General features: G+C 71.0%; 12 protein-coding genes. 4 read left to right on the forward strand and 8 right to left on the reverse strand.

From position 1 onward, the window contains the following. Nucleotides 1–233 precede the first annotated feature (233 nt). Nucleotides 234–2,618 carry a tetratricopeptide repeat protein gene (locus tag I0C86_RS18390; RefSeq protein ID WP_196202478.1) on the reverse strand — a complete coding sequence of 795 codons (2,385 nt, stop codon included), beginning with the start codon at nucleotides 2,616–2,618 and terminating at the stop codon, nucleotides 234–236. A gap of 595 nt (nucleotides 2,619–3,213) precedes the next feature. Here I0C86_RS18390 and I0C86_RS18395 point away from each other — a divergent pair. The 3 genes from I0C86_RS18395 (at nucleotide 3,214) to I0C86_RS18405 (ending at nucleotide 7,389) form a co-directional block, all read left to right on the forward strand. Further along, nucleotides 3,214–4,884: an NB-ARC domain-containing protein gene (locus I0C86_RS18395; protein WP_196202479.1), complete on the forward strand. Its 1,671-nt coding sequence runs from the start codon at nucleotides 3,214–3,216 to the stop codon at nucleotides 4,882–4,884. A 98-nt stretch (nucleotides 4,885–4,982) separates the two neighbouring features. Beyond that, on the forward strand, nucleotides 4,983–5,573 hold the full coding sequence (locus I0C86_RS18400; RefSeq protein ID WP_196202487.1) for a DinB family protein: 591 nt from the start codon (nucleotides 4,983–4,985) through the stop codon (nucleotides 5,571–5,573). A gap of 334 nt (nucleotides 5,574–5,907) precedes the next feature. Next, entirely contained in the window at nucleotides 5,908–7,389 is a 1,482-nt protein-coding gene (locus tag I0C86_RS18405) for a PepSY-associated TM helix domain-containing protein (protein ID WP_196202480.1), read from the forward strand. 56 nt (nucleotides 7,390–7,445) lie between these two features. On the opposite strand, the gene I0C86_RS18410 is transcribed toward I0C86_RS18405, so the two are convergent. The 7 genes from I0C86_RS18410 to I0C86_RS18440 form a co-directional block, all read right to left on the reverse strand. Next, nucleotides 7,446–7,964, reverse strand: coding sequence for a copper resistance CopC family protein (locus I0C86_RS18410; protein ID WP_196202481.1), 519 nt, complete (start codon nucleotides 7,962–7,964; stop codon nucleotides 7,446–7,448). Nucleotides 7,965–8,073: 109 nt separating this feature from the next. Then, a complete protein-coding gene (locus tag I0C86_RS18415) occupies nucleotides 8,074–8,247 on the reverse strand; it encodes a hypothetical protein (protein ID WP_196202489.1) in 174 nt (57 codons plus the stop codon). 77 nt (nucleotides 8,248–8,324) lie between these two features. Next, entirely contained in the window at nucleotides 8,325–8,876 is a 552-nt protein-coding gene (locus I0C86_RS18420) for a sigma-70 family RNA polymerase sigma factor (protein ID WP_196202488.1), read from the reverse strand. 169 nt (nucleotides 8,877–9,045) lie between these two features. Further along, nucleotides 9,046–9,636, reverse strand: coding sequence for a copper resistance CopC family protein (locus I0C86_RS18425; RefSeq protein WP_196202482.1), 591 nt, complete (start codon nucleotides 9,634–9,636; stop codon nucleotides 9,046–9,048). A gap of 4 nt (nucleotides 9,637–9,640) precedes the next feature. Continuing rightward, complete coding sequence (locus tag I0C86_RS18430; protein WP_196202483.1) at nucleotides 9,641–9,970, reverse strand: hypothetical protein; 330 nt, start codon at nucleotides 9,968–9,970, stop codon at nucleotides 9,641–9,643. A 224-nt stretch (nucleotides 9,971–10,194) separates the two neighbouring features. Continuing rightward, complete coding sequence (locus I0C86_RS18435) at nucleotides 10,195–10,605, reverse strand: peptidase inhibitor family I36 protein (protein ID WP_196202484.1); 411 nt, start codon at nucleotides 10,603–10,605, stop codon at nucleotides 10,195–10,197. A gap of 112 nt (nucleotides 10,606–10,717) precedes the next feature. Further along, nucleotides 10,718–11,980, reverse strand: coding sequence for a type III PLP-dependent enzyme domain-containing protein (locus I0C86_RS18440; protein WP_196202485.1), 1,263 nt, complete (start codon nucleotides 11,978–11,980; stop codon nucleotides 10,718–10,720). 377 nt (nucleotides 11,981–12,357) lie between these two features. On the opposite strand from I0C86_RS18440, the gene I0C86_RS18445 reads away from it, so the two are divergent. Next, a partial coding sequence (locus I0C86_RS18445; RefSeq protein WP_196202486.1) for a type I polyketide synthase occupies nucleotides 12,358–16,624 on the forward strand: 4,267 nt, incomplete at its 3' end.

The following is a 16,624-nucleotide window of genomic DNA, read 5'->3' on the forward strand; positions in this document are numbered from 1 at the left end:
GGCGACGTCGCTCTCGTTCCCAACGCCGCCACCCGCGGTATCCAGATCTGACCCCCTTTTCTCCATCCTGTACGCGGCGGCGGGGATCCACCCCACATCTCTGACACCACCACGAATCCCCGCCGCCGCCCCGACGGGCTGGTCTCGGTGCGACCGCGTCTACAACCCATGGCACCCGAACATCCTGCTGGACGTCGATCGTGTCTCGGCCGAGCGCATCAGAACCGAGCTGTTCAGTCGACAGACCTACGCGCTGCGGCGGGCGGCAGGGTGGACAGCCGCACTTCGAGGGCCAGTAGCTCCGTCCGGCGGCGTTGGGCCCGCAGCAGCTCCAGCGTCTGCTCCCAGGCACGCCGGGCATCGGCGTAGTGGCCAAGGATGGCGTACAACTCGCCGAGACTGCCCAGGGAATCCACCTGGCCCCTCGTGTTGTCGACCTCACGGTACCGGTCCAGGGCTTGTTGATAGTGGGTGAGCGCCCGTCGGTGATCACCGGTACGGTGTGCGATCCGACCCAGACTGTGCAGAGTGTCTGCCTCGCCATCTGGGTGCCCGTGCCGCTGGAACAGCGCGAGGGCTTGGCTGCAGCTGCGCTGGGCGTCCTGATATCGCCGGAGATGAATGCTGATCCATCCGACGGCGTTGTGTGCCCGCGCCTCGTCCACCTGGAGGCCGACCTCCTCGAACAGCGCGAGCGCCTGCCGTGCATGGGTCAGCGCCTGTTCGTGGTTACCTCCGCGATCGAAGGCGACGGAAAGTGCGTAGTGCGTACGCGCCTGTTCGGCGGTGTCGGCGGCCCGAGCGCCACAGTCGAGAGCCGTCTGAAGGTGATCGAAGTCGCGGCCGAACGGGCCTTCGGCGGTGTACGCCTGTCCGAGGTAGCGGTGCGCGAGGGCCTGCGCGGCCGGATCTTCCTCGTACTCGGTCGCGAGGAGGGCGACACGCCACACCCTGATCTGATCCCGGCTGCGGCGCCGTCGAGCGTGGAAGGTGACCAGGGTTCGGGCGAGCTGCCAGACCTTGTTGTACCAGCCCCAGCGCATCGCCAACTCCTGCGCCTCGATCAGGCGCTCGTGCTCCAGATCGAACCAGGTCATCGCCTCGGTGCCGCTGTGCAGCCGCTGAGGGACACAGCCGCGACCGTGTTGGACGAGGGCGAGCGCCGGCCGGCGTGGGTCCAGTATCCGGTCGGCGCCGTACGCGGTATGCAGGTAGAAATCCACCAGTCGTCGCGCCGCCGCCTCCCGGGCCGATCGCCCCAGCCGCTGATGCGCGTTGTCCACGCTGTACGTGTGGACCAGGTCGTGCATCCGGTAGCGTCCGGGCACCTCGTGCGTGAGGAGGGAGGTGTTCTCCAACTCCCGTAACAGTTCGCGCGTTCGCGACAGCGGCAGTCCGACCAGGCTCGACGCCGCAGGCAGTCCGATGTCGGCGATCGGAACCAGACCGAGGCGGTCGAACAGGCCGGCGGCCTGCGGCTGCAACGCCTGGTACGACCAGGAGAAGACGGCTCGGAGGTCGGTCCTGAGTTCGCCGGTGCTCAGGGCGTCGAGCCGGGCGGACGCGTCGCGAAGTTCCTGGGCCAGAACATCCAGCGGGTGCCTGGGGTGGGTGGCTGCCCTGGCCACCACGATCGCCAGGGCCAGCGGCAGACCACCACAGTGCTCCACCAGCGCGTCGGAGGCGCGAGGCCGTCGGGCCAGACGTGAGCGGCCGAGGTGCCCGGCGAGCAGTTGCCGCGCCTCGTCGTCGGGGAGACGTTCGAGGTTCAGCGATTGGGCACCGTGGGTAACAGCCAGGCTTCTCATCTGGTGGCGGCTGGTCACCAGAACCACGCACCGTTGGTTGCCTGGAAGGAGCGGGATGACCTGACTGGCGTCCCGGGCGTTGTCCAGCACAATCAGCATTCGCCGGTCGGCCACCAGACTGCGGAACGAGGCGGCGGCGACGTCCCAGTCTTTCGGTATCGACGCGGCAGGCATGCCCAGCGTCTCCAGAAAGCCGCGCAGTGTGGTCTCCGGCGGTACCGGCACCGTGTCCGGTCCAAAGCCGCGGAGATCGGCGTAGAGCTGACCGTCCGGAAAGCGATTGAGGTTCAGGTGTGCCCACCGCAACGCGAGCGACGTCTTGCCGATTCCGCCGATTCCGCCGATGATCGAGAGTGCCGCGCCGGTTCCGCTTCGCTGGTCCGCAGCGAGGTTGAGCAGGGCCATCTCGGCGGCGCGTCCGACGAAGTGGCTGGGTGGGGCCGGCAACTGGCGCGGTACCAGCGGATGCGCAACGGTAGCGGTGTCCGGTCCGGCCGGGCCGGTCGACCGGCCCGGCCGTCGAGGTGATGCCACCGTTTTCGCGAGCCGGTTCCGCGCCTCGATCCAGGCTTCGACCGGTTCCGTTGGGGCGCAGGCTCGGACAAAGGCCGTCAGCGTCTCGGGCCGGGGAAGCGCCTGGCGGTGGAGAAGGTCGGCGATCGTGCTCCGAGCCAGGAAATCACCCCGATGCGCGGCCCGCTCCTCGAGTTGCCGGTAGGTGTAGCCCGACCGTTCCTTGAGCTGGCGCAACGCGGCGACGAAGCTGGCAACGTCATTCGTCCCGGGCGGTCCCATGCTTCCAATAGCCATCCCCGCCATGCTCGCGGTCCACGGGTTCTGCCGTCAATCCCGGCAATACTTGTTGTCCTGTCCGAGGTAACCCACCACCGGACAGGGCGGCTACCAGGCACGTCGGGCTGTGTCTGTCCGGGACAACGGCCGTTCCTTGAAGATCCGAATCAAAACGCACACTGTGTACACATGATCGACAGCGAAGACGACACACGCCCGATAGCCGGTCGCCGCATCCGCATTACCGAACAGGCACGAGCGGCGACCGGATCCGGCGTTCTCATACACCACCAAATGATCTCTAGCCGACTCGCCGATCTGTCGCCTCGCACTCGCCGCTGGCCAGATCATCGGCGATGAGCCGGCTGGTTCGAATCAGGCAGCAGGGACGAGTTGACGCTGCCAAGCACGGTTGTCCACTCCGTACCTGGAAAGTGAGTCGACCATGGCTGTTCCGGCAACAGCGGGAGCCCTGTCACGGGCGCCGGACACTGCCGGCGGGCCGGCGTCCGCCCATCGACCGCACACACGGCCGCGGGAGTCGGACCCGCCGACGACCAAACTCTCGCGCGCCGCGGTCACCCAGCAACTGGCCGCGGCGTACGACGCCCGGTTGTTCGTCCTGGCTCTCCGGACACTACGGATCTGCGCGGGTGACCCGTCGCTGACCAAACTGCATCGCCTCACCGGCCTGCCCCGGACAACCCTGCACGACGCGCTCGCCCTCGACCGCGCCACCCTGCCGTCCCTGGACCTGATAGAGCGGTTCGTGCGTGCCTGCGGATGCGACGGAACGGAACTGGAACTCTGGCGCGCCACCTGGCGGCGGCTGAAGCACCAATTGTCGACGCTGAAGTCACAAGGGACAGGGCGTAGCTCAGCCCGCATCCATGCGGCGCCGATGCCCGCCGCCGGGATGCGGCCACCTGTCGCGCTGCCGACGGCCTCGACGTCGCCGGGGCCTGGCTGGCCGGTGCAACCGCTGGACGCGGACTGGCGGAACGCGGAGTCCGACCAGGCCGTAGATCGACGACCTGGACCCGATGCCGGGACCGCGGACGACCCACCCCGTCGCGATCACACCCGACCGCTGCCCGCCAACCTGATCCCCCGGCAGCTTCCCCGCGACGTGGCCACCTTCGCCGGCCGGGACCAGGAGTTGGCTCACCTTCGCACACTGCTCGGCACACCCGATCCGAGCGAACCGCCACAGATCGTCGTGGTGCACGGCCCGGCCGGCGTCGGCAAGTCCGCACTAGCCGTACGCGTCGCGAACCTCCTCGGGAACCGATTTCCACACGGCCACCTGTACGTGAACCTTGGCGCGGCGACGGCGGGGATGACGCCGCTCGCGCCAACCCAGGCGATGCGCCGACTGCTACGCGGACTGTGGGTGCCGCCAGCCGAAATTCCGGACGACGTCGAGGAATCGGCGGCGATGTTCCGTAGCCTGCTGGCCCAGCGGCGTGTCCTGATCCTGCTGGACGACGCGGCGACCGAGGCGCAGCTACGCCCGCTGCTGCCGGGTAGCGGGGGAAGCGCCGTGTTGGTCACCAGCCGTACCCGGCTCGCGGGACTGGAGGGAGCCAGCCACCTCTGCCTCGGTCCGCTGCCCGAGGACACCTCGATCACGATGCTCAACGCACTGCTCGGCGACGACGGCCGGGCAACCGCGGAACCGGCCGCCGCCCGCCACCTCGCCCGGCTCTGCGACCACCTCCCACTCGGTATTCAGATCGCGGCGGCCCGACTGGTCGCCCGACCGACCCTGCCCATCGGCCAACTCGTGTACCGCCTGCTGGACGAGCGGCACCGTCTCAACGAACTCACCGCCGCCGACCTTGCCGTCCGAACCAGCCTCGCGGCCACCCACAACGGGCTACGGGACAGCCGTGACCCGCGGGACCGGGCCGCCGCGATCGCATTGCCACTCCTCGGCCTGGTACCGATGGTCGACTTCGGCGTCGGCCTGACGACCGCCCTCCTCGACACCCGATCTCCGACCGCCGAGCAGATCCTGGAGCGACTGACCAACGCGCATCTGCTCCAGGAAACCCGACCCGGCCGCTACCGGATGTACGGACTCGTCCGACTCTTCGCCCGGGAACTGGCCGCCACCCTGCCGGTCCAGACGGCCGCCGCGGCGCGGACCCGGGTGCTGAACCTACTTCCTGGCCAGGCACTGATTCCTGGCGTGACGCCTATGAGAGCCTTCACGCAGGCCGGCCCCGTCGTACCCTACGAGGTGGGTACGGCCACCGTCTCTCGTCCGTCCTGTGCATGATCGGCGAGCGGGTGCGACAGCCCGCGTTCCGCCCCTGCTCCAGCCAGTCTTGGGGCCGAGCCACAGTCGGCCAGGGGTATTAAGGAAGGCTGGTGGGCATGACCGACCTCGGCGATCCGAAGGCTGCGCTGCACCATTACCTCCAAGCGACTCGTGACGACCTGATCTGGAAGCTCGACGGGTTGAGCGAACGCGAGGCCAGACTGCCTCGCACCCCGACCGGCAACAACCTGCTGGGAGTCCTCAAGCACTGCCTCAATGTCGAAGCCGGCTACTTCGGGCCCACATTCGGGCGCGAGTTCCCGACACCTCAGGACCTGGTTCCCATGCCGGCGCTCGAGGAGGACCCGCAGGCAGACTGGTACGCGTGGGAGGGCGAGACGAAGGAGGGGCTGATCGACCTGTATCGCCGGGTGGGGGTGTTCGCGGACCAGACGATCGAACAGCTACCCCTCGACGCGCCAGGCCGGGTGCCCTGGTGGCGGCCAGATGGACGGGACGTGACGCTTCACCGGATCATCATCCATGTGACCTGCGACCTCGCCCGTCACGCCGGTCACGCCGACATCATGCGCGAACAGCACGACGGAGCGATCGGCTGGCAGCGGGAGAACAGCAACATCCCCGACGACTATGACTGGCCGGCGTACGTCGTCAAGCTCACGAAGCTCGCTGACCGGTTCGGATAGCCGTCCGGCCGCTCACCCGCGACCACGACGTCGGCCTGACGAGGGGCTGCCTGGCCGCCGGCCGTGGGGGGATTTCCGCGCGGTGGGAGGTGCTGCCCAGCTGACGCGCGGCGGCGGCGCCGAGCAGTGTCGCCGCCCCGCGATGGTCGCCGGCTGCGGCGGGCCGGTGGGCGGTTCGGCGCGGAGTCGGGCCAGCGGCGCCGAGGCTCGCGCGAGTGACACCTGACCGTCCTGACCGGTCAGCAGGAGATCGGCGGAACCAAATGCGGCCGGAGGACGACTACTGCAAGGACGCTGGCGATCCGTGCCGGCCGTGAGTTCGATCGGAGAAGTCATGTCCGTCATCTCTGCCGCCACGGCCGGCGCAACCGGGCCGGTGTCGGAGCCCGCCGAGGCGTCCACACCGAGTGCGCCCGGCAGTCAACCGTACGGGTTCGGCCCGTTGCTGCTGCGGCTGCACTTCTACGCCGGGGTGCTGGTCGCGCCCTTCCTCGTGGTGGCCGCGTTGACCGGACTCGCGTTCACGGTCAGTCCGCAGTTGGACGGAATGGCGTACGGCGCGGAGCTGCGCGCCGAGGCGGACGGCCGGTCGGCGCGGCCGGTGTCGGAGCAGGTGGCCGCCGCCATCGCGGCTCATCCGGAGGGGACGCTGTCGGCTGTCACGCCGGGCGATCAGGGTGCGACCACGAAGGTCGTGTTCAACCTGCCGGAGCTGGGGGAGAACCAGCACACCGTGTACGTCGACCCGTACACCGGGCGGGTGTTGGGGCAGTTGACCACCTGGTTCGGGGCCACGCCGCTGACGACCTGGCTGGACGACCTGCACCGTAACCTGCACCTGGGCGTGGTCGGGCGCCACTACTCGGAGTTGGCGGCGAGCTGGTTGTGGATCATCGCGCTGGGCGGCCTCGCCCTGTGGTGGCGGCGGCACCGGGGCGCCCGCGGCAGGGCACGCCGGCTGCTGCTGCCGGACCTGACCGCCCGCAAGGGGGTACGCCGCACCCGGGGCTGGCACGCGAGCACGGGTGTCTGGCTGCTGATCGGGCTGCTGATCCTCTCCGCGACCGGACTGACCTGGTCGCGGTACGCGGGTGCGCACTTCAGCTCCGCCCTGGAGGCGCTAGACGCCGGTAGACCGGAGCTGTCCACCACCCTGACCGGTGCGGCGGGTCCGGACAGCGGAGGCGGACACCACGGCGGCCCGGCTGGTGCGACCCCGGTGGACCCGGCCGCGATCGACCAGGTGCTCCGGATCGCCCGGACCGACGGACTCGACGGCCCGGTCGAGATCGGTGCGCCGGCGGACGCGTCGTCGGCATGGACGGTCACCCAGGTCGACGACGTCTGGCCGGTCCGCAAGGACGGGGTGGCCGTCGACGCCGCCGTCGGCACCGTGGTCTCGCGCAACGACTACGCCGACTGGCCGGTCCTGGCGAAGCTGAGCAGCCTGGGCATCATGGCGCACATGGGTGTGCTGTTCGGCCCGGTCAACCAGATCCTCCTCGCCGCGCTCGCCGTCGGCCTGCTCTGCGTGATCTTCTGGGGTTACCGGATGTGGTGGCACCGCCGACCTACCCGCGCCGATCGTCGGGCGATCGTCGGCGCCTCCCCGGTGGCCCGGGGTGCCTGGTGGGGTCTGCCCGCCTGGGCGATCGTCGTCGGGCTGCCGACGGTCTTCCTGCTCGGCTGGGCACTGCCGATGTTCGGCGGCACCCTGCTCGGCTTTCTCGCCGTGGACCTGGTCGTCGCGGCGGTACGCCGGCGTGGGCGGCGCGACATCGCGACGCCGATCTCACCGGCGCCGGCCGGAAGCTGACCGGCCCGGAACTCGCCGCCGGGCCGCTGTCCCCGTGCCCTCCCGTTGCCGCGTGTCTACCGGCCGGAGGTCCGGCGCCCTCGGCGTACCAGGAAGAAGCCGGCGGTGACGAGAACGGCGCCGAGCGGGATGGCGCCGGCCCGCCACCACCCGGTGCCGGAGCCGGTCTCCTCGGTCGTTGCCCCGGCCGCCAGCGCCGCGTCGGCGGCGCCGGTGGCCGAGCCGCTGTCGCCGGGCGCGGGGGCCGGCTCCTCGCCAGGTGGCAGCGTGACGGTGAACCGGAACTGTCCCTCGAAAGGATGCCCGTCGGCGGAAACGACCCGGTACGCGACCCGGTAGCCCCCGGACCGCACGGGCTGGACGGGCAGGTGTACCCGTTTGTCGATTGCCCGTGGTTGGCCGGTACCGTGCCGGTCGCCGTCCGGTCCGGTGACCACGACCGTGCTGAAGTTGCCCCGGACCAGTTCGTTGAAGGTGAGCGTGATCTCGTCGAGTTGGGTGCTGACGGTCGAGTCGGCCCGGGGGTCGCTGCCCAGTAGCTGGGCGTGCGCGGAGGCCGGACGGGCGTCCAGCACCCGCCGGTCGCGGCGGCGGTGGCCGCGAGTACGGCCAGCGTCGCTAACCTCGCTCCGATGCGTCGCACCGGCGGTCCTTTCCTGACGGGGGGCATTGGCAGCACGTTGTTCACCCCAGTACCTGTTCACCGATCCAGCCGCCGGGTCCGCAGCCGGGTGGGATCGCGAAGACGGCGGAGCCGATGGTGGTGATCCAGTCGTACCGAGCCCGCTCACCGATCGGCGGGACCCCGGGCAGCGGTGGCGGGCCCCCTGCGATCCGGGCCCGCCTTCGCCGCCGCACCTGCGGCTGATCTTCGGCCAGACCCGGCCGACCGGCACCGCACAGGTCCATCTCGACCCGCGCCGGGCCGCCTGAGGTCAGACGGAACGAAGCTTCCGGGGCGTTTCGGCCATCGCGGCGACCAGATCCTCCCGGGCCCGGGCGACCCGGGACCGGATCGTGCCCACCGGGCAGTCACACACCCGCGCGGCCTCCTCGTACGACAGTCCGAGGACCTGGGTGGCCACGAACGCCTCTCGCCGTTCCACCGACAGACCGTCCAGCAGGTGGCGTAGCACCACGCCTTCCTCGAACCGTGAAGACTCGGTGGCCCGGCCGATGGTCTGCCAGTCGCTGTCGGCGACCAGCCGGGGTCGGGCGGCCGCCCCGCGGGCCTGGTCGACCGCGACCCGGCGAGCAATCGCGAACAGCCAGGTGGTGGCCGAAGACCGGCCGGCGAACTTCGGCAGGCTCCGCAGCGCCCGCAGATAGGTCTCCTGAGTCAGGTCGTCCGCCTCCGCCGGGCTGAACAGGTGAGCCAGAAAGCGCCACACGTCCCGTTGGGTCGCGGCGACGAAAGCCGCGGCCGCCTCCCGATCCCCGCGACCTGCGGCCAGCGCCAACTCCGTGACGGTCGCGTCGCCGTTCATGTCGGTCATCGCGCCACGACCTTCATCCCACGCATGCCAACGGACGCTGTGGCAGCCGATGATCCGAAATTGCCACGTGCTTCCTCGCTCCCGCCGCTGCGGCCCGGCTACAGCAAACCCCGACACATGGAAGCGTGTCAATGTCCGGCCGACGTCGACTACGGCGGCGTCACGTGTCGGTCGGTCTCCGGCGACGGAGCAGCAGACCCACGAGAACCGCGACCGCGAGCACGGCGCCCAGAATCACCGCCCACCAGAGCGTGGGTGACCCCCCGTCGTCATCGGTGTCGCCTGCCGCGGCGGGCGACGCGGCAGACGGTGTGGTGGGGTCGGCGGTCGGGGTCGGCTCGGCCGCCGGGGTGGGTTCGGCGGTCGGAGTGGGAGCCGCGAACCTGTTCTTGAAGGTGAAGGTGCCCTTGATCGTGTGGCCGTCGGTGGACACCGTGCGCCAGGCCACCGTGATCGCTCCGACGGGCAGCGGCTTCACCTTCTGCGTGATCGTTTTGTCCAGTACCTGCGCCTCGGCGTCGCTGTAGGAGACGTTGTCCGGACCGGTCACCACCACACTGGTCCCGGACTTCTTGATCAGTCCACTGAAGGTGAGCGTCACGGCGGCCACCGCCTTGCCGACCGTGCTCCTGGCCGCCGGTGAGGTACGGCTCAGCTCGGTGTGCGCGCTGGCCGGACTCGCTGGCGGGACGATCACGAGCATCGAGACAAGGAGAGCGGCGGCGGCGGTGAGTAGGCGGTTCCGAGTCACCGTGTCACGGTAGCGCCCCGCTGTCGTCGAGACGAGGACGCGTCGTCCGCTGGCCGACGAGCCGACGCGGGCCGGCGGAGCGTCGTACTGTCGCCGACGGCCCGCTAGCCCGTGGGCAGGATCTGGTTCCGCTCTGCCCACGGGCTACCGCACGGCACCAGCCGATGCCGCCGGCGAGGTCCTGCCACGTCCACTGGCCGTCGACCAGATGGTTCTGCCAGAACGGCCCGTCGTTCGCCCGGGCGAACACCCGCAGGACGGCGCCGTGCAGCACCGCCGAGGGTGCGCCGTGGACGAACGTCGTCGGTGCCGGGGACGCCCAGCGGTCGAACATCCGGCTGCGGCCACGCCCACCGGCGCCTCGTCACGGCGGCCGGGTACCAGGAACTGGGTCCAGGTCGGGCCGCCGCGACGAGGCGCCGGACCACGCCGGTAGCGGCGCGGGATCGTACGCACCGATGCCGGCGTAGCAACGCTGAGGGCGTGACCAGGAGGACCGGCCAGGGGATCACGGTGGCGGTGAGCACCGCGACCGCAGGGGCCGGGTCACGGGAACGGCTACGACACCCAGACGCTCTGCGGCCGGAAGCTGCCCAGGTCCGACAGACTGGCGTTCGGCGCTACCTGGTACGGGCCGCCGAGGCAGTCGTCGTTGGAGAACAGGGCCGCGCTGCGGCTGGCGGTGTTGATCGCCGAGCGTGCCCGGTTTCCCCAACCGCTGTCGTTCAGGCTGACGCACGTGCCACCGGGGACCACCGATTTGACGGCGAACCGCGCACCGCCGAACGACGTCTGGTCGAACAGGCACAGCGTCGCGCTGAACGGACAGTTACCGGCGGCAGCGCTGTTCGCCGGGCCGGCTGCCGCAGGCGCGGCGGTGCCGACGAGGGCCGCGGTGGCGGCGCCGACGGCGAACAGTGCAGACCACCGACGGCGTCGGGGGACAGTGGAGCCGGTCGAGCGGGACATGGCTTTCTCCTTGAGGGTGCGGCCGGTGATCCTGGCCTGGGTGGGTCGTTCGCGGGTCGATACGCGAACGATGTTCGGACTTCGGGAAGTCAGGCGATCGCGCCCCTGTCTCTCACCGTGGTTGGCGGGGCGCCGCCGATGCGGTGAGTGACAACCGCCGTGCATCGACCACCTCGTGGCCGTCGAGCACGACTTCGACCGGCAGTTCCCGGCCGAGGAAGGCGACCAGGCTCGCGGTCAGGCCGTACGCCCCGACGTTCGGGATGGCGAGCACCTGACCCACCGCCGGCCTCGTCACCGTGGCCGACCGGCTCAGGATGTCCATCGGGGTACACAGCGGACCCACCAGGATGGTCGTGCTGGTGGTGTCGTCGTGATCGGGGCCGACCGGCTGTGCGGCGAGGGAGAGCAGGCGACCCAGGCCGTGCATGCCGCCGAGGGCGTTGATCCCGGCGTCGCAGACGAGGTAGGTGTGCGGGCCGCTGGTCTTGACGTCCAGCACGGTGGTGAGCAGCGTGCCCGACTCGGCGACCAGATGCCGGCCGGACTCCACCACCACCCGTGGCTCGCCGGAGCGCCAGCCGGGCAGGGCGCGGTCGAGCGCACGGGACAACCCGACCCGCAGGCCGGGGTAGTCCGGCCGGCGACCCGGCGCCGCGTACGGGGCACCGAAGCCACCGCCGATGTCGATCGTCGTGGCCGTGAAGCCGCTCTGTTCGGCGGCCCACACCGCGGTACCGATGTTGGTCTCCAGTTCGGTCAGCAGCGCCGCCTCGTCCGGCACGTTGGTGGCCGAGAAGATGTGGAACCCCACCGGCCGGGTGCGCCCGACCGGTCGTAGCAGCTCGGGCCAGGCCACCAGGTCGGCGGAGTCGACGCCGAACTGGGACGGTTTGCCGGTCATCCGTAGGCCGGCGCCCCGGCGTTGCCCGGGGGCGTTGATCCGGACCAGGTAGTCGACGGCGCTGTCGCCGGCTGAGGCGGCCAGCCGGTCCCGGTCGACGAGCGATTCGACGGAGAACCGTCGGATCCCGGTACGGATCGCCGACGTCATCTCACCGACCGTCTTGCCGGGCCCCGTGTAGAGCAACTCACCGGCCACCGCACCGATCCCGGTCGCCGCCGCCACCTCCCCGACGGAGCTGACCTCCAACCCGGCCCCATGCGCGGTGACGGCACGCAGGATGGCCGGGTGCGGGTTGGCCTTCGCCGAGTACAGCAGCCGGACCTCGTCCGGCAGGGACCGCCGGATGCCGTCGACCGCGTCGCGGACGGCATCGAGCCGGTAGACGTAGAGCGGGGTGCCGTAGTCACGGACCAGCTCATCGAGGCGTTCCCGATCCGTCTTGGCTGCCAGCGCTGTGTCGCCGATCATCGTCCGCCTTCGTTGTCTGGGTGTTCATCAGGCTGGCCGACCGGGCGGGTTGTTTCCAGGCGCCGCCACTGGCCGAATCCGGCGGCCGGATGAGGTCGGCGCGAGCGGCACCGCCGGCGCGGATCCGATCGCGGTCATCGGCGCCGGACACGCGGCGCTGGCCGTAACCGGCAGGCAGCACGATGCCACCGGGCCGCTCTGGACGGGCTCCGGACGGGCGGACGAAACTTCCCCGGTAATCGATGGCTCGATTTCACCCGGGGACCGGAAGACGACTCTGCCGGCTGCTCTGTGATGCGCGACGACGCCAGCCACGCCTCGGACTCGCTCTCCCGCCACCCTCGTGTGTCCGGGGACGAGGATCAGTGAGGCGTCACATGAGCGAACGCGACAACCGCCGGATCGACCAGAGCGCCGCGGTCCTGGACGAGCCGGTCGCGGTCATCGGGCTGGCCTGCCGGCTGCCCGGGGCGCCGAACCCGGAGGGGTTCTGGGAGCTACTCGCCGCCGGACGCGACGCGGTCACCGAGGCGCCCGTCGACCGGTGGGATCCGGCGGTCCTGCCCGCCCCCCGGTACGGCGGGTTCCTCGACGACGTCGAGGGGTTCGACGCCGCCTTCTTCGGCATCCCGCCACGGGAGGCCGCCGCGATGGATCCCCAGCAACGCCTCATGCTGGAGCTGAGCTGGGAGGCGCTGGAGCACGCCCGGATCGTCCCGGAGCGGCTGCGCGGCAGCCGGACCGGCGTGTTCGTCGGGGCCATCGGCGACGACTACGCCACCATGGTGCACCGGCACGGTGCCGCCCTCGTCGACCGGCACACATTCACCGGACTCCACCGGGCCATCATCGCCAACCGTGTGTCCTACCGCCTCGGCCTGCGCGGCCCGAGCCTCGCTGTCGACGCGGCCCAGTCGTCGTCGCTGGTCTCGGTGCACCTCGCGTGTGAGAGCCTGCGCCGGGGCGAGTCGACGCTGGCCCTCGCGGGCGGAGTCAACCTCAATCTGACCGCCGAGAGCACCGTGAAGGCCGCCCGGTTCGGGGGGCTGTCACCGGACGGCCGATGCTGGACCTTCGACGCCCGGGCCAACGGCTTCGTCCGGGGGGAGGGCGCCGGCGTCGTCGTACTGAAGAAGCTGTCGCAGGCAATGACGGACGGAGATCCCGTCTGGTGCGTGATCCTCGGCGGCGCGGTGAACAACGACGGCGAGAGCGACGGTCTGACCGTACCGAGCCAGCGGGCGCAGGAGGACGTGCTCCGGGAGGCGTACGCGCGGGCGGGTCTCGACCCCACCGTGGTCCAGTACGTCGAGTTGCACGGCAGCGGTACGCCGGTCGGCGATCCCATCGAGGCGGGGGCGCTCGGTCGGGTGCTCGGCACCGGACGTCTCGACGGGGAACCGCTGCTCGTCGGCTCCGTGAAAACCAACATCGGGCACCTCGAGGGCGCTGGCGGCATCGCCGGTCTGATCAAGGTCGCGCTGAGCATCGGGCACGGGCAGATCCCGGCCAGCCTCAACTTCGAGACCGCCAATCCCCGCATCCCGTTGGACGAGTGGGGGCTGCGGGTCCAGACCGGACCGGGGACACGACCGTGGGCGGACCGCTCCGTCGTGGCCGGCGTCTCCTCGTTCGGGATGGGGGGCACGAACTGCCACCTGGTGCTCGGCGGCCCGCCGCAGGGCGCGACGCCGGCGGTCGACCCGTCGCCCGTTCCGGCCGTGCACGGGCCGGTGGACCCCGACGGCCCGGTAACTCCGGACCCGGCCCCAGAGCCCGAGATGGCGTGGACGCTCTCCGGACGGTCGTTGGCGGGTCTGCGGGCGGGCGCCGAGCGGTTGTCGGAGTCGGTTGCCGGGGACGGTGGAGCTTCGCTCGCCGATGTCGCCTTCTCGCTGGCGACGTCCCGGACCGCGTTCGAGTGGCGCGGTGTCGTGCTGGGCAGTGGCCGCGACGCCCTCCGGGACGGGCTGGCCCAACTCGCCGCCGGGGTCCTCGCGCCGGACGTGTTGACCGGTTCGGTAGTCGGCGGCGTCGGCCCGGTACTGGTCTTCCCGGGCCAGGGGGCGCAGTGGGCGGGCATGGCGGTGGAGTTGTGGGATACCTCCCCGGTGTTCGCCGCCCGCATGGCGGAGTGCGAGCGGGCGCTGAGGCCGTACGTGGACTGGTCGTTGCGCGATGTGGTGCGGTCCGTACCGGGCGCGCCGAGCCTGGACCGGGTGGACGTGGTGCAGCCGGTCCTGCTGGCCGTGATGGTCTCCCTGGCCGCGGTATGGGAGTCGATCGGTGTCACGCCGGCTGCGGTGGTGGGCCACTCCCAGGGCGAGATCGCCGCGGCCGTGGTTGCCGGGGTGCTCTCGCTCGACGATGCCGTCCGGGTGGTGGCGCTGCGGTCGCGGGTCCTGGCATCGGCGGCACCCGGTGGCGGCATGGTCTCGGTCGGCTTGCCTGTCGAGGAGGTGTCGCGGCGGCTGGCGCCGTCGGTGTGGGTCGCCGCGGTGAACGGTACGGCGTCGACCGTCGTGGCGGGTACCGTCGAGGCGCTCACCGGCTGGGTGCCGGCGCTTGAGGCGGACGGGGTGCGGGTCCGCTGGATCGAGGTGGACTACGCCTCGCACACCCCGCTGATGGATGCGCTGAGGGCTCCCCTCGAGGAACTCCTGGGCGAGGTGCCGACCGCGCCTGGGCGGATGCCGCTGGTGTCGTCGATGACCGGTGACGTCGTGGACGCGGCTGCCCTGAGCGCCGGGTACTGGTTCGACAACCTGCGCTCTGCGGTCCGCTTCGACCTGGCGGTGGCGACCCTCGTTCAGTCGGGGCACCGGCTGTTCATCGAGTGCAGTGCGCACCCGATCCTGACCCAGGGCATCGAGGAGATTCTCGACGCTGCCGGCTGTGTCGGGGCTGCGATCGCCACGCTCCAGCGCGGGGACGGAGGGCTGGGCAGGTTCCGCCGGGCGGCCGGTGCGGCGTGGGTCGGCGGCGCGCCGGTGGACTGGGCCGAGCTGACCCCCTCGAGCCGGTCGGTGTCGCTGCCGACGTACCCGTTCCAGCGGGAGCGGCACTGGCTGCCCCCGGTGCCGCACACCGACGAGGACCGGTTCTGGGCGGCCGTGGCCGGCCAGGACCTGGAGACGCTGACCGCGACGCTGGGTACCGATCTCGACCAGCGCGGCGCGCTCGGGTCGCTGCTGCCCGCCCTCGCCGACTGGCACCGTCAGCACCGGGAGTTGCCGGCCGGGCCGTGGCGGGAGGACGAGACCACCGACGCTGCGACGACCGCGGGTCGGGACCCGCGGTTCGCCGCGCTCGGTGCCCAGGAGCGCGAGCGGGCGATGTTGGACCTGGTACGCGGCACCGCGGCGGCGCTGCTGGGGCATCCGGGCGGCGACGACGTGGCCGTCGAGGCCAGCTTCAAGTCGTTGGGCTTCGACTCGTTGGGTTCGGTGGAGTTGCGGAACAGGCTGGCCGCCGCGACGGGCCTACGGCTGCCGGCCACCCTGCTGTTCGACCGGCCCACCCCCCTCGCGGTAGCCCGGTACCTGGCTGCGGAGCTGGCCGGCGCGCAGGTGGCCGGATCGGATGACTCGGCACCGGCGGCGGCGACCGACGAACCCATCGCGATTGTGGCGATGAGCTGCCGTTATCCCGGCGGGGTCGACTCACCGGAGGCGCTGTGGCACGTGCTGGCAGACGGCGCGGACGCGGTGAGCGAGTTTCCGACGAACCGGGGTTGGGATCTGGAGAACCTGTTCCACGACGATCCGGATCATCGGGGGACGTCGTACGTCCGTCGTGGTGGCTTCCTGTATGACGCGGATCTGTTCGACGCGGAGTTCTTCGGGATCAGTCCGCGCGAGGCGACCGCGATGGATCCGCAGCAGCGGTTGTTGTTGGAGACCTCGTGGGAGGCGTTCGAGCGGGCGGGCATCGCCGCGGACTCGCTGCGCGGCAGCCGTACCGGCGTGTTCGTGGGCGCCATGTCGCAGGAGTACGGCCCGCCGCTGCACGACGCGTCGAGTGATGCGGCTGGCTTCCGGCTCACCGGTACGACCGCCAGCGTCATAACCGGTCGGGTGGCGTACCACTTCGGGTTGGAGGGGCCGGCGGTGACGGTGGACACGGCGTGTTCGTCGTCGTTGGTGGCGGTGCATCTGGCGTGTGAGAGTCTGCGGCGGGGTGAGTCGTCGGTGGCGTTGGCCGGTGGGGTGACGGTGATGGCCACGCCCGGAATGTTCGTGGAGTTCTCGCGGCAGCGTGGGTTGTCTGTTGATGGGCGGTGTAAGGCGTTCGCGGCGGGGGCGGACGGGACGGCGTGGTCCGAGGGTGTGGGTGTGTTGGTGTTGCAGCGGTTGTCGGACGCGGTCGCGGCGGGACGGCCGGTGCTGGCGGTGGTTTCTGGTTCGGCGGTGAACCAGGACGGTGCCTCGAACGGGTTGACGGCGCCGAACGGGCCGGCGCAGCAGCGGGTGATCCGGCAGGCGTTGGCGGCCGCGGGAGTGCAGCCCGGTGGGGTCGATGTGGTGGAGGCGCACGGGACGGGAACCCGGTTGGGTGATCCGATCGAGGCGCAGGCCCTGTTGGCGACCTACGGACGGGACCGGTCGGTGGACCGGCCGGTGTGGCTGCGGTCGGTGAAGTCGA

The organism is Plantactinospora alkalitolerans, from assembly GCF_015690345.1.
In the GTDB taxonomy this organism is placed as follows: domain Bacteria; phylum Actinomycetota; class Actinomycetes; order Mycobacteriales; family Micromonosporaceae; genus Plantactinospora; species Plantactinospora alkalitolerans.